Below are 18792 nucleotides of genomic sequence, written 5' to 3' on the forward strand. Positions count from 1 at the left end.
CAGGTGTCCACTATAGCTGGACGGGTGTCCATGAAAATCCCGGGGTGCGGCGGGTGACGGCCGTGGCGGAAGCCCGGTGACGGTCACGGCGGTGCGGTGACTCCCTTTACGGTGATCTTGGCGCTCGTGCGACTTCCCATGTCGTCCCGCGCCCCTGCGTGCCGTTGGTCACGTGGCCGTGTTCTGCCTTGGTGAAGGGGGAGTTGACGTGTCGGGCAGCATCGCGCCGGTCGGCTGGAGCGAGAGTGAACGGGGGATGTGGGCCGCCTTCCGCCGTGGCGAGTGGTACGCGGACGGGGGCGAGGTCCGGGCCTCGGCCGTGCGCAGGCTGCTGCTCGCCCCGCCCCAGGCCGAGCCCGGCCATCCGGCCCGCCTGCGACTGCGGGACGTGCTCGTCACCGGACGCCTCGACCTGGAGGAGGCCGTCGTCGCGGCAGCGCTGCGACTGCGGAACTGCCGCTTCGAGCACGCGCCCCGTCTGGACGGCGCGTCCCTGGGCGCCCTGGAGCTGCGCGACTGCACTCTGCCGGGCCTGTCGGCGGTGGGCGTGACCATCGGCTGGAAGTGCGAGATCAGAGGCTGCCGGGTGCAGGGCGCCCTGGACATGCACGGGGCCTCGATCGGCGGCACCCTGCATCTGGAGGACAGCCGGCTGACCGGCGGTGCCGACCTGCGGGACAGCTCGGTGGGCGGCAGCGTCATCCTCCGGCGCGCCGCACTCCTCAACCCACGGGGCACGGCGCTGCACGCCAACCGGCTGCACATAGGCGGCGACCTGGACTGCCGCGGCGGACTCGTCGCGGAGGGCACCGTCGACGTGTGCGACGCCCGGGTGGGCGGCGGCGTCCGCTTCGAAGGGGCCTCGCTCACCGCCGAGCACGGGCCCGCCCTGCGCGCCCACGGCATCGACGTGGGGGCCGAGTTCAAGTGCTGCGAGGGCTTCGTCGCGCACGGCAGACTGTCGATGAGCAGCATCACCGTACGCAGCCAGCTCTGCTTCAAGAACGGTTCCATCGACGTACCGGCCGGACAGCCGGCGCTGGTCAGCCGCCGCTCCACCGCATCCGACCTCGACCTGAGCTTCAGCGGCCCCGTGCACGGCACCGTGGACCTCAGCCACACCCGGTTGACCCTCCTGACCGGCGCGCCGGGCGAGTGGCCCCTGGCGCTGCGCATGGAAGGCGTCGTCTACGACAGTCTCCTGCCCCAACTCCCGGCCGCGGAACGGCTTCCGCTGCTCGCCCGTGACCCCGAGGGCTTCACCCCGCAGCCCTACGAGCAACTGGCGGCCGTGTACCGGCTGCACGGCCGGGACGCCGAAGCGCGCACCGTACTGCTCGCCAAGCAACGGCGGCTGCGGACCACCCTGCCCTGGCCGGGGCGCGTATGGGGAGGGCTGCAGGACCTCACCGTCGGATACGGCTACCGGCCGATGCGCGCCGTGTGGTGGCTGTTCGCGATCATGCTCAGCGGCACCCTGCTGTTCACGGCCTGGCCGCCACAGGCCGTCGAACCGGGCAAGCCGCCCCACTTCCAGGCCGCCATCTACACGTTCGACCTGCTGCTGCCGCTCGTCGACTTCGGACAGGAACAGGCGTTCAGCCCGCGCGGCGGCCTCCAGTGGGCGGCGGTACTCCTCATCTGCCTGGGCTGGCTGCTCGCGACCACGGCGGCGACGGGCGCCAACCGGATGCTGCGCCGGGCGTGAGCCGGCCGGGGGATCGTAACCGGTCACCTTTGCAGGCTCGGGCGTGTCATCTCCGTAGGACGCGGGACGGTCTTCGTGCAGCGGGGCGGTCCGGTCCGAACGACGCTCACTCACAAGGAGGCTGTACCAGGATGACGACCCCACCCGCCCGCACCGCGAAGCAGCGCATACAGGACACCCTGAACCGGCTCGAACTGGACGTCGACGCCTGGGTGTCCACGGCCGGAGCCGACGGAGGAGCGCCGTATCTGGTTCCCCTGTCCTACCTCTGGGACGGTGAGACATTCCTGGTCGCCACCCCGGCGGCGAGCCCCACCGGACGCAACCTCAGCGAGACCGGCCGGGTGCGCCTGGGTATCGGACCCACCCGCGACCTGGTGCTCGTCGAAGGCACCGCGCTGCCGCTGGAGCCCGCCGGCCTCCCGGACGGCGTGGGCGACACCTTCGCCGAGAAGACCGGCTTCGATCCGCGCCGGCTCACCACCTCCTACCTCTACTTCCGGATCAGCCCGCGGCGTGTGCAGGCCTGGCGCGAGGCCAACGAGCTGTCCGGGCGCGAACTGATGCGGGACGGGGAGTGGCTCGTGACCGACTGAATCCGTGGGACGGGGTATCCGGGAGCGTAGAGACGGCGGCTGGTGCCGCCGTCCGCGCCCCGGAACCCGTGACGGAGGAAGCATGGCACTCGTAGTGGCAGGCGTCGTGGTCCTGGACTGCGCCGAGCCCGAGAAGCTCGCCGCGTTCTACAGGGAACTGCTCGACGCCGAGGAGACGGACGCGACCGCGAACCGGGTGGAGATCCGGGGAGCCGACGGGATGCGGATGGCATTCCGCCGCGATGTGATGGCGACGCCGCCGAGCTGGCCGCGCCCCGAGAACTCCCTCCAGGCCCATCTGGACTTCCACGTCGAGGACCTCGACGCGGCGGAACGCAAGGTCGTCGGCCTCGGCGGCCGCCCGCTGGACACGAAGGACGCGCAGGGCCCGTTCGAGGAACGCGGTTACGCCGACCCGGCCGGCCACTCCTTCACCCTGCGCTGCGCACGGCCGACAGCGCCGAAGCAGGGGTGAGCGGCGGGCCGGGCGGCTGCGGCCGGGTCAGTCCCGGCCGCCCTTGTTCCCGTCCGGCCACACCCCCGTGGACCGTTCGACGGCCTTCGCGCCCGTGCGGTCCACCGCGCTGCGGACTACCGCGAAGATGGCGCCCTGGACGGCCGCGGCGAACAGGATCTCGCCCCAGCCGCGGTCCTGGTCCAGCGCGTCGGGGGCGTTGTCCTCGTGGCGAATCGCCTTCCACGCCTGCTGGAAGGCGAGCCCGGCCAGCGCTCCGCTCGCCCAGCTGAGTGCGAACCCCAGAGGCTTGTATACGAGCGGGAGCTTCATCTTCTTCTGCTTGTTCCTGGCCATCCCTGTCTCCTGTGTCCTGTCTTCCGTCGTAGCCCGTCAGGGTCGTCCCTGAGCCGGGATCTCCTCGTCCTCGCGCACCGGCCCGGGCGGTGTCCCGTCGCCGAACGGCCGGCCGCCCAGCCGCTCCCGGTGATGGGGCGTGAGCCAGCCCGCGAGGTCCGGCCCGAGCGGCACGATGCCGGTCGGATTGATGCCGGTGTGGACCTGGTAGTAGTGCCGTTTGATGTGGTCGAAGTCGACGGTGTCGCCGAAGCCGGGCGTCTGGTAGAGGTCGCGTGCGTACGCCCACAGCACCGGGTGCTCGGTGAGCTTCCAGCGGTTGCACTTGAAGTGGCCGTGATACACGGCGTCGAAGCGGACGAGCGTGGTGAACAGCCGGATGTCCGCCTCGGTGATCGAGTCCCCGACGAGATGGCGCCGGTCCGCCAGCCGCTGTCCGAGCAGCTCCAGGCGGTGGAAGACTCCGGCGCACGCCGCCTCGTACTCCTTCTGGCCGGTGGCGAAGCCGGCCCGGTAGACGCCGTTGTTGACGTCCTCGTAGATGTCCGCCATCACCTCGTCGATCTCGTCGCGCAGCCCGGCCGGATACAGGTCCGGTGCCCCCTGCCGGTGCAGGGCCTTCCACTCGGTGGCCAGATCCAGGGTGAGCTGCTGGTAGTCGTTCGTGACCAGCTTCCCGCTCGGCACGTCCACAATCGCCGGCACACTGACGCCGCCCGGATACTCCGGCTGCCGTGCGTCGTACGCCTCACTGAGGTACCGGATGCCGAGCACGGGGTCGCGGCCGTCCGGGTCGAGGGTGAACCGCCAACTGCGGTCGTCCTGGACCGGATCGACGACACCCAACGACAGCGCGTCCTCCAGACCGAGCAGCCGCCGCGACACCAGTGCCCGGCTCGCCCAGGGGCAGGCGCGGCTGGCGATGAGCCGGTAGCGGCCGGCCTCCACCGGCCGGCCGTCCCGGCCGTCGGCCGTGATCCGGTCCGTGAAGTGGCTCCTGGACCGCTTGAACGCCTTCCGTCCGTACGCGCTGTTGCCGTTGCCCTCGCTCATGGCGTCTCACCTTCCCGCTGTGCCCGGATACGAGTGCCCCGCTGAGCGCCCCCCGATTCGCCGAGCCGGTCACCGTGTGAGACGAGCCGACGGGGGAAGGCGGCGAAAGTGAGCAGGACATCCTCTTCGGACTCTTCGAACCACGCTTCTTCGACCCCCGCGGACTCTTCCGCGGATTCCTCCGAGGACCCTTCTGCGGACTCGTCCGCGGACGCCTCGGACCGCAAGACCCGGATCACCGTGCTGGTGGCGCTGGGCGCCAACCTGGTGATCGCCGTGGCCAAGGCCGTCGGCGGCCTCCTCGCGGGCTCGCCGGCGCTGCTCTCGGAGGCGGCGCACTCCGTGGCGGACAGCCTGAACGAGGTCTTTCTGCTGGCCGCCCTGCGCCGCAGCCGCCGGCCGGCCGACCAGCGGCACCCGTTCGGCTACGGCAAGGAACGGTTCTTCTGGTCGTTGCTCGCGGCCGTCGGCATCTTCGTGATGGGCGGCTGCTTCTCCTTCTTCCAGGGCATCGAGGCGCTGCGGAGCGGAGCCGAGGAATCGCACAGCGGTTATGTGGCGGGCCTCATCGTGCTCGGTGTGGCGCTCCTCGCGGAGGGCGCGTCCCTGCTGCGGGCGCTGCATCAGGTGCGCGGGCAGCGGGGTTCCGCGGCGGAAGGGCTGCGGGACCCCGCGCTGCGGACGGTCGTCGCCGAGGACGGCACCGCGGTCCTCGGCGTCACGCTGGCGATGATCGGCATGGCGCTGCACATGGTCACCGGGCAGGTGGTCTGGGAGGCGGCGGCCTCGATGGGGATCGGCGCGCTGCTCGTCTACGTCGCCTACCGGCTCGGCCGCGACGCCCGTGACCAGCTCATCGGGCAGGCCGCCGACCCCGAGCTGAGCGGGCGGATCCGGGCCCTGCTGGAGGCACAGCCCGAGATCGACAGCGTGGAGTCGCTCCTCACCATGCAACTGGGCCTCCACTCCACCCTGGTCGCCGCCCGCGTCGACCTGGTCCCGGGCCTGGACAGCGAGGAGGTCGAGGACGTCGCGGTGCGCATCAAACGCTCGGTCGCCCATCTGATCCCGGAGGCCGACCAGATCTTCCTTGACGTGACGGACGCGCGAGCGCTGGCGGCGGACCGGGCGGGGGAAACAGAAAGCCCCGCCGCGACGGGGGAGCGCGGCGGGGCCTGAAGGACGGGTGCCCGGCGGCCAGGGGTTCATGCCCGCGGATTCGGAGGCGGTCGCGAACAGCTGGAAGCCGGAAGATGTGAGGTCGTCCTCCCGTCGGTACGGCGAGGAGAGGCGGCCCATACCGGAACGGGGGAGTGCGGTACGGGCCGCCGCCGTGCCCGGTGTCAGCCGGCCGGCTCCAGCACGAAGACGGGGATCTCGCGGTCGGTCTTCTCCTGGTACTCGGCATACGGGGGATAGGCGGCGACCGCCCGCTCCCACCACTGCGCCTTCTCCTCGCCGGTGACCTCACGGGCCGTGAACTCCTTGCGCACGGCCCCGTCCTGGAGTTCCACCGCGGGAGTCCCCAAGACGTTGTAGTACCAGACCGGGTGCTTGGGCGCGCCACCCAGCGAGGCCACCGCCGCGTACTTCCCGTCGTGCTCGACGCGCATCAACGGCGTCTTGCGGATCTTGCCGCTCTTGGCACCCAGGGTCGTGAGGATGATCACGGGCAGCCCCGTGTCCATGAGCGTCGTTCCCTTGGTGCCGCCGGAGCTCTCGTACAACTCCACCTGGTCACGTACCCACTGCGTCGGGCTGGGTTCGTACTCGCCCTCAAGAGGCATGACTTCCGTCCCATCGTCGCGTACGACTGCTGTCTCGTCGCGCGGCCTCACGAGCCAACTCCCAAGACCGCGCACCCAGGATTCAACACCAGCGGGCAGCGGATTCATCCGCAACGGCGAGTCGCGGCGCACCTGCCCGGCGCGGACGGTCACTGGTTTTCCGGTCACGCCGGCGACATCAGCATGCGCACCGCCAGCCCCAGGATCACCGCGCTGGACAGGAGCGCCGTCACCAGCCGACCGCGCCGCCCGGTCAGTGCCCGCCCGAGCAGCGCACCACCCCCGGCCAGCAACACCTGCCAGCTGGCCGAGGCGACGAAGGCGGCGAGGACGAAGACGCCCTGCTCCAGCGGCAGTACCGCCTGAGCGGCCCGGCTGCCGAGCACGAGTGCGGCGAAGTAGATCACGGTGGTGGGGTTCAGCAGCGTGATCCCCAGCAGCCCGAGGTACGCCCGGGCCGGGCTCGGCGGGGTCCGCCGGGCCGCGGCGGCGTGCCGCGGCGAGCGGTAGTGGCGAACCGCGGCCGTCGCGCCGCGGACCGCCAGCGCGATCAGCACCAGCCCCGACGCCCAGCGCAGTGGTACCAGCACCGGCTGGAGCGCGGCGGCGAGCGCCGAGCCGCCGAGCGCGGCCACCAGGGCGTAGAGCCCGTCCGCGGTGGCGACGCCGAGCGCGGCGCACACCCCGGTCCGCAGGGACGTACGGGCGGTGAGGGAGACGAGATAGGTCGCGACCGCTCCGACGGGCACGGCGATGCCGTAGCCCGCGAGAAGCCCCGCGACGAGCGCGGCGGTCACGACCGCGGAAGCGTAGGCCTCCGCGGTCGGCCGGGCTGCTGCTGGACCCGCACCGGACGAGCGGCGGTGGGGGTCGGCGGCAGCAAGGCTTCGATGGTGGACATGCGCAGATGCTGGGGCCGCGGGGCTGTCCGCGCAAGCGAATTACGGGGATCTTCGGTGTCCCGTCGGGTGGGCCGCCGTCGTCCTGTCGGGTGGGCGCGGACGTGTCAGGTCAGCGTCGTCGGATCGACGGCGCCGGCCAGGGCCGCCATGCCCGCGTCATTGGGGTGCAGTCCGTCGCCGCTGTCGTAGCCGGGGGCGAGGGCGCGGGGATCGTCCGGGTCCGCCATCACCCGCTCGAAGTCGGCCACACCGTCGAAGTGCCGGCCGGTGCGGATCCACTCGTTGGCCTCCTCGCGGAGGGCGTTCTGGGCGTCCGTGAGCGTGCGGGAGGGCAGCAGGGTCCCGCCGATGACGCGTACGCCCGACTCGTGCGCCTCGCGGATCAGGGAACGGTAGCCGTCGACGAGGTCGCGTGCGGTGAGCGGGCGTCCGGCGTCGTTCTCGCCGCCGAGGATGTCGTTGATGCCCGTCAGCACGATCACCGCGCGGATCCCGGGATGGCCGAGCGCGTCGTGTGCGAAGCGGCGCACGCCCGCGGAGTCGGTCCAGTCCGACAGCAGCCCGGTTGCCGCCGGTGCCGGCGTTGACGACGGCCAGCCGGGGCGCGTCCACAAGATCCGGCCAGCGGCGGTTGGCGCCGGTGGTCGTGTTCGCGCCGTCCGTGATCGAGTCCCCGAAGGCGACCAGGGTGCCGTCCACCTCGTCCGTGGTGACGGTCAGCCCGGCCAGGAAGTACCAGGAGGTCTCCGTGGCGGTGAACCCGTCGAGGCCGTCCTCGGCGGTGAGATCGCCGGAGCGCGGCGCGGAGACGTATGTCGTCTCGAAGGCGTCCCGGTGGTGGGTCGAGGGCCCGGTCGAGCCCGGCAGATACACGCTGACCAGCAGATTTTGCCCGCGCTCGACATCGACCGGCAGCACGTCCGTGAGCAGTTCCCGGCCGCGGCCGATCACCGCCTTCGTGGCACCGTCGAAGGAGACCGGCCGCGGCGGCCGACCCTCGGGGGCCACACTGACGGCGCCCACGGTCAGCTCGGCCGGGCCGTGGAGGTTCGACAGCCGCAGGCGCGCACGGGTTCCCCCGGCGCTCGGACGAACCACCATACGCACGGTCTGGTCGCGGAAGGACCGGCCGAAGGGCACCATGCTCGGAGCCCATACGGCGACGGTCTGTTGTATGCCGGTCATGGTCACCCTTCTTCCCGGCCGTCGCGTTCGTACCGCGGGGGCTTCAGGCTTCACGGCGGTGGACGACGGGTGCCTGCCCGCATCGGTGCGACGGGGTTCGGCCAGTTCCGGCATCCCGTGGACCTGGCCGAAGTTCGAGTGGCACTAAAGGTGCCTTGGGCATCTAATGGAGATCGGCAAGAGCAAGTCTTCGCCTGCGAGGTCTTTCATGACAGAGCCCGGTACGTCCGTGTCAGCGCCCGTCGCCTTCCCCCAGGACCGCACGTGTCCCTACGACCCGCCCACAGCCTACGACCCGCTGCGCGAGGGGCGTCCGCTGTCGCGGGTCTCCCTCTACGACGGACGCAGCGTGTGGGTGGTCACCGGGCACGCCGCCGCCCGTGCACTCCTCTCCGACCAGCGGCTTTCCTCCGACCGCACGCTGCCCAGGTTCCCCGCGACCACCGAGCGGTTCGAGGCCGTACGCACCCGCCGGGTGGCGCTGCTCGGTGTGGACGACCCCGAGCACCGCACCCAGCGCCGCATGCTGGTCCCGAGCTTTACCCTCAAGCGGGCCGCCGCCCTGCGCCCGCGCATCCAGGAGACCGTCGACGGGCTGCTCGACGCCATGGAGGCACAGGGCCCGCCGGCCGAGCTGGTGAGCGCGTTCGCGCTGCCGCTGCCCTCGATGGTGATCTGCGCCCTGCTCGGCGTCCCGTACGCCGACCACGACTTCTTCGAGTCCCAGTCCCGCAGGCTGCTGCGGGGCCCCGGGATCGCCGAGGTCCAGGACGCCCGTGCCCAACTGGACGACTACCTGTACGCGTTGATCGACCGGAAGCGGAAGGAACCCGGGGACGGGCTCCTGGACGATCTCATCCAGGAGCAGCTGAACCGGGGCACGGTGGATCGCGCCGAGCTGGTCTCCCTGGCGACGCTCCTGCTGATCGCCGGACACGAGACGACGGCGAACATGATCTCGCTCGGTACGTTCACCCTGCTCCGGCATCCCGAACAGCTGGCCGAGCTGCGGGCCGAGCCGGGCCTCATGCCCGCCGCCGTGGAGGAGCTGCTGCGTTTCCTGTCCATCGCCGACGGGCTGCTGCGGGTGGCCACCGAGGACATCGAAGTGGCCGGTACGACCATCAGGGCCGATGAGGGCGTCGTCTTCGCGACCTCCGTCATCAACCGCGACGCGGCCGGCTTCGCCGAGCCCGACGCCCTGGACTGGCATCGCTCGGCCCGCCACCATGTCGCCTTCGGTTTCGGCATCCACCAGTGCCTCGGGCAGAACCTGGCCAGGGCCGAGATGGAGATCGCCCTGGGCACGCTCTTCGAGCGGCTGCCCGGCCTGCGGCTGGCGGCGCCGGCCGACGAGATCCCCTTCAAACCGGGCGACACGATCCAGGGGATGCTGGAACTCCCCGTGACCTGGTAAGAGGCTGCGGTCCATGCACAACGACAGCAACAACAGCAACGGCAACAACTCCCACAGCAACGGCAACGTCAACAGCAACGGCAGCAACAGCGACGACAACGTGATCGTGATCGACCGGGACCTCTGCATCGGTGCCGGGCAGTGCGCCCTGACCGCGCCCGGTGTCTTCACCCAGGACGACGACGGATTCAGCGAACTGCTGCCCGGCCGGGAGGACGGGGCAGGCGACCCGATGGTGCGCGAGGCCGCACGGTCCTGCCCGGTGGGGGCCATCACGGTCCCGCGGTCGGCAAGCTGACGCCTGAGGGGGCCGCGGGCCCGGGCCGCTCGCCCGCCCTGGACGGCCAGGTGGAGCCGGCGCGGGTGTACGGGGCCGGCGACGATCACCTCGTACGACGTGATCGGGTCCTCCTCGACCGGCGGGGTGAGCGCGACGCGCGGTCGTCCGCCCGGCGCCATGAGGACTCCCACGGCCCGTTCACGAGCGCCGTCCCCGCGACGCGCGACCGTCGGCGGAGCAGCGGTACGGTCTGCTCCGCCACGGCCCGCGCACCCTTCAGCTCCGTCGCCGCGCCCGGCGGCAGGGCCGCGGTGTCGGGGGCCGACGCTGCGGCGGCCCCGCTGCCGACGGCTCGGAAGGGCCGGTTAGCGGCAGGCCTCCAGGAGGACCCGCGCGGCCTGCTTCGCCTGATCGGCGGGGTCCGTCGTGCCGTTGATGCCGGCGGTGACCATGGCGCCCTCGGCCAGCAGGTACAGCTGGTCGGCCAGGGACGCGGGCAGGCCGGCGTCGGAGACCAGGCCGGCCAGATAGCCCCGGAAGGCCTGCTTGTGGGCGCGGACCTGGGCGGCCACGCGGGGTGAGACGGCGCCCAGTTCGCCGTACGAGTTGATCCAGGCGCACCCGCGGAAGTCGCTCTCGGCGAACCACTGTCGCAGCCAGTCGAACACCGCGAGGATCCGCTCCCCGGCGTCCCGGTGGTGGTCGACGTGCGCCGCGAGCCGCTCCCGCCAGTGGATGTCGCGTCGCTCCAGATACGCCTCGACCAGCTGTTCCTTGGCGGGGAAAAGCTGGTAGAGCCGCTTGAGCGAGACGCCGGACGCGCCGCGGATGTCATCCATGCCGACGGACTGGATGCCCCGGCCGTAGAACAGCTTCTCGGCGGCGTCCAGCGCCTGCTCGCGGGCGACTGCGATCTCCATGAACGGGCCACTCCTTGGCGTTCCCAGGTGCTCTTGACGTAGAGAACCATCGTTCTCTACGTTAGCAGCCAGGGTCCTGAGAACGTACGTTCTCCATGTTCGGCCCGTCAGACGGAGAGGCATCCCATGACCGACGACCGCCCGCCCCTGCCGCCCTTCACCCGTGCGACCGCGGCCCAGAAGGTCCAGGCCGCGGAGGACGCCTGGAACACCCGAGACCCGCACAAGGTCTCGCTCGCCTACTCGCCGGACTCGGTCTGGCGCAATCGCGACACCTTCGTCACCGGCCGCGCCGCCATCGTGGAACTGCTGACGGCCAAGTGGGCGCGCGAGCGGGAGTACGCCCTGCGCAAGGACCTCTGGGCCTTCGACGGCAATCGCATCGCCGTCCGCTTCCAGTACGAGTGCCAGGACGCCGACGGCCAGTGGTGGCGCTCGTACGGCAACGAGCTGTGGGAGTTCGACGAGCACGGACTGATGACGCGCCGGGAGGCCGGCATCCACGACGTGCGGATCGAGGAGCGGGAGCGGCGGATCCTCGGGCCCCGGCCGGAAGCGGAGCGAGGGCGGTCCTTCCCCGTTCAGTAGGGTTCCCGCGTGACTGAACAGGCCGAGAAGCCCTTCCTCTACCTCGTTGTCTGCGCCGCCGGAATCGCCGCGGACGTCGGTGAGTTGATCACCGCGGCACAGGAGCGCCACTGGCAGGTCGGCGTCATCGCGACGCCGCTCGCCACGGGCTTCTTCGACACCGCCGCGGTCGAAGCGCGGACCGGCCGCCCGCTTCGCTCGGCCTGGCGCTCCCCGGGTGACCCGCGCCCCTTCCCGGCACCCGACGCCGTGGTCGTCGCGCCCGCCACCTTCAACACGGTCAACAAGTGGGCGGCGGGCATATCCGACACCCTCGCGCTGGGCACCCTGTGCGAGGCGTACGGACTCGGTGTCCCGATCGCCGTCCTGCCCTGCGTGAGTGCGGCGCTGACGGCCCACCCCGCATACCGGGCGAGCCTGGAGCGGCTGCGGGGCATGGGGGTGCGGTTCGGCGACCCGTACTCCGGGGACGTGGGGGAGGACGGCCGGCGCCCGGAGTTCCGGTGGGAGCGGGCCCTGGATCTGCTCGACGGCCGATGACGGTGCCCGCGGCCCCCGACGCCGCGGCGAGGACGGCCGGTTGCCGTCAGTGGCCGGAGCATCGCGCGCTGCTCCGGCCGGAGGTGGTCACCGTGGGCGCGTACGACCTCCACGGTCTTCCTGCCCGCCTCGCTCCGGCCCGGTCGCGGCTCCACGGTGACCCGGCCGTCCACACCGGCGCCGCCGCGCAGCCAGGGACGGCGGCCGGCGAGGCCGCCCCGAGCAGCAGCCGACGGCGTACGGTCGCCCGCGTCGTCGCGGCCTGACGTCAGCGGGTCCGGCGGATGTAGTCCGTGCTGCCGGGCGTCGACACCAGCACGTCCCGGCGCACGATGCTCAACCGGCCGCCGTAGCCCGAACGGGCCTTGCGCAGACCGCTGTCGGTGTACTCGATGACGAGCACCCGGTCGTCGAACGCCTTCGCGTACGCCCCGCACTCGTCGTACGCGCCGCACTCCTCCGCCACCGCGAAGTCGAGCCCCGCCTTCTTTCTCACCCCGGCCAGCTCCACCGTGTTCTTCTGCGCGATGGCCAGGTGCCGGGCGTGCGCGTGGGCCGAGAGCAGGCGGACGAAAGCGGTGGCGTCCTGGGCGGTGAGCAGGTGCCGGGAGCGGGTGTAGCTGTCGTAGTTGTCCGGTTCGACCGCGTCGAAGCCCTTGGCGGCGCAGCCGTCGATCCAGCGGTTGACGCGCGCCGCCACCCGCTCGCGCTTGGCCGCCGTGCCGATGTCGAGCAGCGGCTCGTCCCAGTCGCGGTCGATGACCACCTTGCCCCGCGCGTCCCGCAGCAGGAGATCGGCGGGCCACTTCCCCCGCTCGCTCGGCTGGGCCTGGAAGGCGTTGACGTAGCAGACGTTGTAGAGGCCGGGCGCGGGCGAGGCCGCACGGTCGCGGCTGACGACGCGGACGCCGGACGGCGGGCGGTAGGCGCCGCCGATCTGGTAGTCGAAACCGGCGTGGAGCGGGGGGAGCCGGACGGAGGTGGGCGCGGTGGCCGTGGCGTCCGGCTTCGGTTTCGGGGAGGCGTCGGTGGGGCCTCCGTCGGCACCGCAGCCCACGAGCGCCGTGAGGGCCATCAGCGCGGCGGCCGTGCCGGCTCCTGCGGCACGGGCAACACGCTTGACGGGCATGTCCGCTCCATCAATCGCGAGTACGACCCCGCCTCGGACGCTTCGGCGTTCCTGGCGACTCTGGCCGGGCTTGGACGTGACTCCGCTACCGGCTGGGCGCACCTCTGTGTGCCGGAGCGCGCGGCCCGGCACGCCAAGATCAAAGCCGTTCGCGACGGCCCGCGTCAAGGCCGTGCCGCCGTCGTGGTCACGATCACGCCACCGCGCGGGCGGCCGGTCGCCCGACGGGGGCGCGACACGGCGACGCCCCGCCGGCGCTCGGTCCGCTCATGGAGCCCCGCGCCCCGGCCGGGTGAACCTTCCCGTGGAACCCTGACCCGCGGTCTATTGTCAGGACATGACAGGAGACCGCATCGCGCTGGCCGTCCACGACCACGGGGGCGACGGCTCACCCCTGCTCCTTCTGCACGGCGCCCGGCGCACCCTCGCCGACTGGGCCGCCGTCGCCCCGCTCCTCGTACCGCGGCACCGGGTGCTGTCCGTCGATCTGCGCGGCCACGGTCTGTCCCCGTCCGGGCCGTGGAGCCTCCCCGAGGTGCTGGGCGACATCGAAGCGGTCATGGAGGAGTACGGGATCCCCGGCGCGCTGCCGGTCGGCCACTCCCTCGGCGGCATGATCGCGGTGCTGTACGCCCTGGAGCACCCGGAGGTGACACCCGGCGCGGTGAACCTCGACGGATACGGGTGGGGGCGACCGGACCAGTACGTCGGGCTCGACGCGGAGTTTGTGGCGGAACACCGCCGGCGGCTGCCGAAACTGGCCGCCGCGACCTGGGGACAGCCCCTGCTCGCCGGCGGACTCAAGGACCTGCTCGCCCGGGAGCGGGCGACGTCGGACCGGCTGGGCATCCCGTACGAGCTGCTGGAGGCGGGCGTACTGCGCTCCGTCCGCGAACGGCCCGGAGGCGGCCTCGAGGTGCGCCCCGAGCGCAGGCACGCGCTGGAAATGCTGGACTTCATCGAGTCGTTGGACCTCTTCGCCCTGTTCCGGCGGATGACCCGCCCCCTGCTGCTCGGCTGCGCTCTGCGGCCCGCGGCGTCCGTCCCGGGACTGAAGTGGTTCGACGACCTGATGGCCGCCTACGCCCGAGGGCTCGCCCGCGACCTCGCCGAACTGGCCGCCCAGCGACCAGATGTGACGCTCGCTCAGATCGACAGCACACATGACATGCTGCTGGAGAACCCGAGGGCGGTCGCCGACGCCATCCTCGACTTCGCCTCCTGACGCCGGCCGTACCGAAGCCCGCTGGACGGGGGCGCCGCCCGAACCTGCCGAGCCGGCTGGCGGCGGCGTGTCGCTCTCGCCGTCCCGTCTCGCGCACCTCGTCGCCGAGCCGCTCGGCCGGTCCCCGATGCGGGCGCTGCGCGACGCCGGGCTGCCGCACGCCGCACGGCTCCTGGAAGCCACCGAGCTGTCCGTCGAGCGCGTGGCCGCCGCCTCCGGATTCGCCGACCCGTTCCCCTTCGGCCGGGCATTCCGGCAACGCTACGGAAGCCCGCTCGGCCGTCTACCGGACCGGCCTCGAACGCAACGGTCCCTGAATTCCGGGCAGAAGGGGGACGGGACGTTACCCGAATTCCCGCCGTAGGGCGAACCGGCTGACCTTTCGTCAACTTCATGGCCCCCGCATGAATTGTGGAAAGTGAGGAGGGCGCTTGTTGACTCTCGGTGACCTGTGCAAAAGTGTGATCGTCAGCGCGCGGTCAATTGATTTTTCCGCTGCGCGTCTACGGCGTTCCTGTTCGCCGCCCGCTTCGAAAGAGCCGTCCGGGACGGGTGTTCGGGATGTCGGACCCCCACAAGGATGCTGCCTCCGTGTTGCCGGTCGGGCAGTGCGTCCAATGGTCTGGACTATTTCCTGCGGAACTTTGGAGGAAAGTGGACGTGAATGATGGGGTCCGGTCGAATTCCCCCGACCCCGCCGCGTCGCACGAGGTGACGGACGAGCAACTCGCGGCCGAGCTGAAGAAGTTCGCCGGGAAGCGGACCGTGCACTATCCGGTGAGCGAACTCCTCGCCCGGCACTGGGAGGAGGCCTTCTCCTACGCGCGACTGTGCACGGACGGGGCGCACCCCGCCGGAATGCTCACCACGGCCGCGTTCACCAGGCTGTTCGAGGAAGCCGCACGCCAGGGCGGCCCGACGGCCGCCTGGCGTCCCCAACTGCTCGTCGCGATCCGCCGGATCGCGGCGGAATGGGACTCCGACCACCGCCGGCCACTGCTCCATCCCGAACTGCGCTCCGACCCCGGGGCGACGGGCCGGGCCGCGGCCCGGCTCCTGCCGCCGGAGAACCGACGGCTCGTGTCCCGCGCGTTCCAGCGACTCGCCGAACCCGCCCGCTGCCTGCTGTGGCACACCCAGGTGGAGGGCGAGGCCATCGACATACCGGCCGCCCTGCTGGGCCTCGACGCCGACGGCGCGGCCGTGAGACTGGAACGGGCCCGCGAACAACTCCGTGAGGGCTGCCTCGACGTCCACCGGGAATTCGCCGCCGGGGACGAGTGCCGACGCTACGCGCGTCTACTCGACGTCTCGCTGCGGCGCGGCGACGATGCCCTCGACCCCGATCTGAGCGACCACATGGCCGGTTGCGCGCACTGCCGGTGCGCCGCGGAACAGCTCAACCGCTTCTACGACCGGCTCCCGGTACTGCTGGCCGAAGGAGTGCTCGGCTGGGGTGCGCGGGAATACCTCGACTCACGGGGCGAACGCGCGCCCGGGACCGTGGAGAAGGCGGCGGGCCGCCCGACCGCCGCGGCGCCGCCGGCCGTCGTGGCCGACGCCCGCATGGACTTCACGGCCGACACGGGACCGGATCCCACGGCCGGCATGCCCAAGGACTTCGCGGCCCACGCGGCACCGCGTTTTCCGGCGGGCCGCACATCGGCGGGATTCGGACCGGACGCACCGCGGGACTTCCAGGCCGGCACGGGACAGGGCCCCACGGCCGGCACGGGACAGAGCCCCACCGTCGGCACGGGACCGGGTCCCACGGTCGGCACGGGACCGGGCATCCAGGCTGGCGCGGGACCGGGCATCCAGGCCGGCGCGAGACCGGGTCTCACGGCCGACACACCGGACTTCGAGTCCGACAGGCCGGATTTCGCAGCCGCCACGGGTCCGGACGGCACGGAGGGCACGGCCGAGACAGCCGACACGGCACAGGACTTCACGGCCGGCATGCCGGAGGACTTCGCGGCCCACGCAACACGCGAGTTCCCGGCGGCCGGCACGTCGCCGGGCTTCGGGACGGACGTACCGCCGGACGTCGTGGCCGACGCGGCGCAGGACTTCGCGGTCGCGGCCGACGCGCGGCTGGACTTCGCCGCCGGTCCCGACGAGGGGCTCCCGCACGCGCCCCGGGAGAACAGGAGCCCGCACCGCTCGGCGGACCCGCACGCACCCGGCCACGGCGGCACCGCGCGGTACCCGGCCGACGCGAACGCAGGTGCGGGCCCGGCGACCGATACCGGCAGCGCGCGTCACGCGTCCGACGCGGGCGCGGGCGCGCGCCCGTCGACCGACACCGGTGGGAGTGCGCGTCACGCGGCGGGGCCGGGTGACGGCTCCCGTTCGGCGCGCGCCGTGCCGCCCGCGGGTCCCCGTTCGGCGCACAAGGCACGTCGGCGCGCCCTGCGCCGCCGTCGGCACGTCGCCCTCGCCGTGCTGACGGTGAGCGCGTGTGTATTCGTTCCGCTGGCCCTGTGGTCCGGTTCCTGGTCGGGCGGGGGCGGCACGGCCGCCGGCCGCTCGTCCGGCGAACCCGGCACCGGCACGGAGTCGGGCAGCTCCGGCTCGCTGCCCTGGGTCGGCGCCGCCGCCGCCGCGCCGAGCGGCACCGTCCAGGGACGGATCCGCAACGCGGACAGCGGGCTGTGCATCGGCATCGGCAAGAACAAGGCCGTCGCCGGGGCGGAGGCCGTGCTCGTCGACTGCACGTCGTCCGCGACCCAGCGCTGGGAGTACGAGACGGACGGCCTGCTGCGCAGCCTGGCCGCGCCCGAACTGTGTCTGGACTCCCACCTCGGCTACTCGGTCCAACTCGCGGCGTGCGCGGGGGAGTCCCAGCCAGGGACGAAGAACGTGCGGTACGACTTCACTCTCCAGGGCTCGCTCGTGCCGCGCTGGAACCAGGACCTGGCCCTGACCTCCGCCTCCGGCGGCCGCGGGGCCGCGCTCGTGCTGAAGCCGCGCACGGACAGCGAGTCCCAGCGCTGGCTGGCCGACACCTCCAACGATCTGGAGATGCAGTCGGTCAACTGGGGCATCGGCAGTGAGTCCACCGCTCCGACGACCAGGTCCGCGAAGTCGTCAGCGACGCCCACCCCGGCCGGCACGCCCACGACCGGCACGCCGAAGTCGTCCCGTACGCCGTCGACCGGTTCCGTCACCTCCGGGGGCGCCTCCGGAGGCTGGTGCTATTACCCGTACTGCTCGTCGAACGGACAGGGTGGCTGGCCGACCTCCGGAGGCTCCGGCGACTCCGGCGGAGGTTACGGCGGCGGCGGAGGCTACGGCGATTCCGGCGGTTCCGGCACGGGGAACGGCGGAGGCGGCGGTGGCCGGGGATGACCCTGGTGTCAGGCGCCGAAGAGCTGGAGTGACAGCCACAGTGCCGTCACGGCCGGGACGAGTGCCGCCGGTACGGCGATCAGGCCGAGCCGGGTGAATTCCCTCAGGTCGACGCCGTGATCGTGCTGGTGCAGGATCCGCCGCCACAGCAGGGTGGCCAGGGATCCCGCGTACGTGAGGTTGGGGCCGATGTTGACGCCGAGCAGCATGGCGAGCACCGGCCCGGACCCCGCGGGGGCGGTCAGCGGCAGCAGCACGAGCACGGCCGGCAGGTTGTTGATCAGGTTCGCCAGCACGGCGGCGAGCGCGGCGATGGCCAGCAGGGCGGGCAGCCCGGTCCCGTCGGGCAGCAGGCGGCCGAGGGCGTCGGAGAGCCCGTTGTCCACGACCGCCCGTACGACGATGCCCAGCGCGAGGACGAAGGCGAGGAAGCCGGGTGCCGCGGCCCGCACCACGGTGAGCGGGGTGGCGCGCCGCCGGACCAGCGCCCGGCCGGCGAGCACGAGCGCACCGGCCAGGGCGGACCAGGCCGGGTCGATGCCGAGCGCGGAGGCCACGACGAAGCCCGCCAGGGTGCAGACCACGGTGACCAGCGCGAACAGTGGCATCGCGGGCGGTGCCTCGTCGACGGCCGCCGACGAGGCGGCCGTGCCGAGGTCGCGGCGGAAGAAACGCCGGAAGACCACGTACTCGGCGCCGATGGCCACCAGCCACGGCAGTGCCATCAGTGCCCCGAAGTGGGTGAAGCTCAGGCCCGCGGCGCTGAACGCCAGCAGGTTGGTGAGATTGGAGACCGGCAGCAGCAGCGAGGCCGTGTTCGACAGGTGGGTGCAGGCGTACACGTGCGGCTTCGGCCGGGCGCCCATGCGGGCTGCCGTGGCGAACACCACGGGTGTGAGCAGGACGATGGTGGCGTCCAGGCTGAGTACGGCCGTGATCGCCGAGGCGAGCGCGAAGACGGCGGTGAGCAGTCGCCCGGGGCGGCCCGCCGCCCACCGCGCCATCCAGGCTCCGCAGGCCCGGAAGAGACCTTCGTCGTCGCAGCAGCGGGCGAGCACGAGGACCGCGGCGAGGAACCCGATCACCGGCCCCAGGTGCTCGGCCTCCTCGCGCACGTGGTCCCAGGAGATCGCTCCGGTGGCCATCGCGATCCCGGCGGCGGGCACCGCGACGACCGCCTCCGGCCAGTTGAAGGGACGCACGACGGCACAGACGAGCACGGCGACGAGCAGGCCGATGGACAGGGTCTCGGCGAACGGGGTGTTCAGGTCTCGGTCCTCCCGGACACAGTCGGCTTTCC

The 18792-nt window shown here is 72.2% G+C and carries 20 protein-coding genes and 1 pseudogene; 13 read left to right on the forward strand and 8 right to left on the reverse strand.

The window, feature by feature from the left end:
* Positions 1–208: 208 nt before the first annotated feature.
* From GTY58_RS38700 to GTY58_RS38710, 3 genes are all read left to right on the forward strand, one after another.
* Positions 209–1708, forward strand: coding sequence for a hypothetical protein (locus GTY58_RS38700; RefSeq protein ID WP_048894238.1), 1500 nt, complete (start codon positions 209–211; stop codon positions 1706–1708).
* A gap of 131 nt (positions 1709–1839) precedes the next feature.
* A complete protein-coding gene (locus GTY58_RS38705) occupies positions 1840–2304 on the forward strand; it encodes a pyridoxamine 5'-phosphate oxidase family protein (protein WP_010988855.1) in 465 nt (154 codons plus the stop codon).
* Between the two features lie 82 nt (positions 2305–2386).
* Positions 2387–2779 carry a VOC family protein gene (locus GTY58_RS38710; protein ID WP_010988856.1) on the forward strand — a complete coding sequence of 131 codons (393 nt, stop codon included), beginning with the start codon at positions 2387–2389 and terminating at the stop codon, positions 2777–2779.
* Positions 2780–2806: 27 nt separating this feature from the next.
* Here GTY58_RS38710 and GTY58_RS38715 read toward each other — a convergent pair whose 3' ends face one another.
* Positions 2807–3115: a DUF4235 domain-containing protein gene (locus GTY58_RS38715; protein ID WP_010988857.1), complete on the reverse strand. Its 309-nt coding sequence runs from the start codon at positions 3113–3115 to the stop codon at positions 2807–2809.
* Between the two features lie 36 nt (positions 3116–3151).
* Positions 3152–4168, reverse strand: a complete 1017-nt coding sequence (locus GTY58_RS38720) for a glutathione S-transferase C-terminal domain-containing protein (RefSeq protein WP_010988858.1) — start codon at positions 4166–4168, stop codon at positions 3152–3154.
* Between the two features lie 234 nt (positions 4169–4402).
* Here GTY58_RS38720 and GTY58_RS38725 point away from each other — a divergent pair, with 234 nt between their 5' ends.
* On the forward strand, positions 4403–5347 hold the full coding sequence (locus tag GTY58_RS38725; protein WP_242432124.1) for a cation diffusion facilitator family transporter: 945 nt from the start codon (positions 4403–4405) through the stop codon (positions 5345–5347).
* A gap of 164 nt (positions 5348–5511) precedes the next feature.
* Here GTY58_RS38725 and GTY58_RS38730 read toward each other — a convergent pair whose 3' ends face one another.
* The 3 genes from GTY58_RS38730 to GTY58_RS38740 all read right to left on the reverse strand — a co-directional run bounded on the left by GTY58_RS38730 (position 5512) and on the right by GTY58_RS38740 (position 7471).
* Positions 5512–5955 carry a nitroreductase family deazaflavin-dependent oxidoreductase gene (locus GTY58_RS38730; RefSeq protein ID WP_010988860.1) on the reverse strand — a complete coding sequence of 148 codons (444 nt, stop codon included), beginning with the start codon at positions 5953–5955 and terminating at the stop codon, positions 5512–5514.
* A gap of 164 nt (positions 5956–6119) precedes the next feature.
* The gene (locus GTY58_RS38735) at positions 6120–6752 is read right to left on the reverse strand and encodes a LysE family transporter (protein WP_010988861.1); all 633 of its coding nucleotides are present in this window, start codon (positions 6750–6752) and stop codon (positions 6120–6122) included.
* A 209-nt stretch (positions 6753–6961) separates the two neighbouring features.
* Entirely contained in the window at positions 6962–7471 is a 510-nt protein-coding gene (locus GTY58_RS38740) for a GDSL-type esterase/lipase family protein (protein WP_010988862.1), read from the reverse strand.
* On the opposite strand from GTY58_RS38740, the gene GTY58_RS38745 reads away from it, so the two are divergent.
* From GTY58_RS38745 to GTY58_RS41145, 3 genes are all read left to right on the forward strand, one after another.
* The gene (locus GTY58_RS38745; RefSeq protein ID WP_148663783.1) at positions 7441–8190 is read left to right on the forward strand and encodes a hypothetical protein; all 750 of its coding nucleotides are present in this window, start codon (positions 7441–7443) and stop codon (positions 8188–8190) included. The two genes, GTY58_RS38740 and GTY58_RS38745, sit on opposite strands and share 31 nt — an antisense overlap.
* Positions 8191–8250: 60 nt before the next feature.
* Positions 8251–9459: a cytochrome P450 gene (locus tag GTY58_RS38750; RefSeq protein WP_037650886.1), complete on the forward strand. Its 1209-nt coding sequence runs from the start codon at positions 8251–8253 to the stop codon at positions 9457–9459.
* A 100-nt stretch (positions 9460–9559) separates the two neighbouring features.
* Positions 9560–9757, forward strand: coding sequence for a ferredoxin (locus tag GTY58_RS41145; RefSeq protein WP_037650952.1), 198 nt, complete (start codon positions 9560–9562; stop codon positions 9755–9757).
* Positions 9758–10104: 347 nt separating this feature from the next.
* Here the strand turns inward: GTY58_RS41145 and GTY58_RS38760 are convergent, their stop codons facing one another.
* Positions 10105–10659, reverse strand: a complete 555-nt coding sequence (locus tag GTY58_RS38760) for a TetR/AcrR family transcriptional regulator (RefSeq protein ID WP_010988866.1) — start codon at positions 10657–10659, stop codon at positions 10105–10107.
* A 126-nt stretch (positions 10660–10785) separates the two neighbouring features.
* On the opposite strand from GTY58_RS38760, the gene GTY58_RS38765 reads away from it, so the two are divergent.
* From GTY58_RS38765 to GTY58_RS38775, 3 genes are read left to right on the forward strand one after another with little or no spacing between them, the layout of a single operon-like run.
* Entirely contained in the window at positions 10786–11247 is a 462-nt protein-coding gene (locus GTY58_RS38765) for a nuclear transport factor 2 family protein (RefSeq protein ID WP_010988867.1), read from the forward strand.
* Positions 11248–11256: 9 nt separating this feature from the next.
* A complete protein-coding gene (locus tag GTY58_RS38770) occupies positions 11257–11787 on the forward strand; it encodes a flavoprotein (protein ID WP_010988868.1) in 531 nt (176 codons plus the stop codon).
* Positions 11784–12053 carry a hypothetical protein gene (locus GTY58_RS38775; RefSeq protein WP_037650884.1) on the forward strand — a complete coding sequence of 90 codons (270 nt, stop codon included), beginning with the start codon at positions 11784–11786 and terminating at the stop codon, positions 12051–12053. The genes GTY58_RS38770 and GTY58_RS38775 overlap by 4 nt, the downstream gene beginning before the upstream one ends.
* A gap of 2 nt (positions 12054–12055) precedes the next feature.
* Here the strand turns inward: GTY58_RS38775 and GTY58_RS38780 are convergent, their stop codons facing one another.
* The gene (locus GTY58_RS38780; protein WP_037650881.1) at positions 12056–12916 is read right to left on the reverse strand and encodes an endo alpha-1,4 polygalactosaminidase; all 861 of its coding nucleotides are present in this window, start codon (positions 12914–12916) and stop codon (positions 12056–12058) included.
* Between the two features lie 337 nt (positions 12917–13253).
* Between GTY58_RS38780 and GTY58_RS38785 the strand changes: the two genes are divergently transcribed.
* The 3 genes and pseudogenes from GTY58_RS38785 (at position 13254) to GTY58_RS41780 (ending at position 17492) form a co-directional block, all read left to right on the forward strand.
* Complete coding sequence (locus tag GTY58_RS38785) at positions 13254–14141, forward strand: alpha/beta hydrolase (RefSeq protein ID WP_010988870.1); 888 nt, start codon at positions 13254–13256, stop codon at positions 14139–14141.
* A 67-nt stretch (positions 14142–14208) separates the two neighbouring features.
* Positions 14209–14505: pseudogene (locus GTY58_RS38790) on the forward strand (helix-turn-helix domain-containing protein); the annotation flags it as partial.
* Between the two features lie 494 nt (positions 14506–14999).
* Positions 15000–17492: a ricin-type beta-trefoil lectin domain protein gene (locus tag GTY58_RS41780; RefSeq protein ID WP_306292884.1), complete on the forward strand. Its 2493-nt coding sequence runs from the start codon at positions 15000–15002 to the stop codon at positions 17490–17492.
* An 8-nt stretch (positions 17493–17500) separates the two neighbouring features.
* On the opposite strand, the gene GTY58_RS38800 is transcribed toward GTY58_RS41780, so the two are convergent.
* A complete protein-coding gene (locus tag GTY58_RS38800) occupies positions 17501–18760 on the reverse strand; it encodes an arsenic transporter (protein ID WP_037650949.1) in 1260 nt (419 codons plus the stop codon).
* Positions 18761–18792: the final 32 nt, after the last annotated feature.

Origin of the sequence: Streptomyces sp. SID5469 (assembly GCF_009862865.1) — a bacterium.
Lineage (GTDB): Bacteria > Actinomycetota > Actinomycetes > Streptomycetales > Streptomycetaceae > Streptomyces > Streptomyces avermitilis.

Coding starts and splice junctions, on each gene's coding strand:
- GTY58_RS38705 (WP_010988855.1), top strand. CDS start 1,840: ATGACGACCCCACCCGCCCGCACCGCGAAGCAGCGCATACAGGACACC.
- GTY58_RS38710 (WP_010988856.1), top strand. CDS start 2,387: ATGGCACTCGTAGTGGCAGGCGTCGTGGTCCTGGACTGCGCCGAGCCC.
- GTY58_RS38715 (WP_010988857.1), bottom strand. CDS start 3,115: ATGGCCAGGAACAAGCAGAAGAAGATGAAGCTCCCGCTCGTATACAAG.
- GTY58_RS38720 (WP_010988858.1), bottom strand. CDS start 4,168: ATGAGCGAGGGCAACGGCAACAGCGCGTACGGACGGAAGGCGTTCAAG.
- GTY58_RS38730 (WP_010988860.1), bottom strand. CDS start 5,955: ATGCCTCTTGAGGGCGAGTACGAACCCAGCCCGACGCAGTGGGTACGT.
- GTY58_RS38750 (WP_037650886.1), top strand. CDS start 8,251: ATGACAGAGCCCGGTACGTCCGTGTCAGCGCCCGTCGCCTTCCCCCAG.
- GTY58_RS38760 (WP_010988866.1), bottom strand. CDS start 10,659: ATGGAGATCGCAGTCGCCCGCGAGCAGGCGCTGGACGCCGCCGAGAAG.
- GTY58_RS38765 (WP_010988867.1), top strand. CDS start 10,786: ATGACCGACGACCGCCCGCCCCTGCCGCCCTTCACCCGTGCGACCGCG.
- GTY58_RS38775 (WP_037650884.1), top strand. CDS start 11,784: ATGACGGTGCCCGCGGCCCCCGACGCCGCGGCGAGGACGGCCGGTTGC.
- GTY58_RS38780 (WP_037650881.1), bottom strand. CDS start 12,916: ATGCCCGTCAAGCGTGTTGCCCGTGCCGCAGGAGCCGGCACGGCCGCC.
- GTY58_RS38785 (WP_010988870.1), top strand. CDS start 13,254: ATGACAGGAGACCGCATCGCGCTGGCCGTCCACGACCACGGGGGCGAC.
- GTY58_RS41780 (WP_306292884.1), top strand. CDS start 15,000: ATGCTCACCACGGCCGCGTTCACCAGGCTGTTCGAGGAAGCCGCACGC.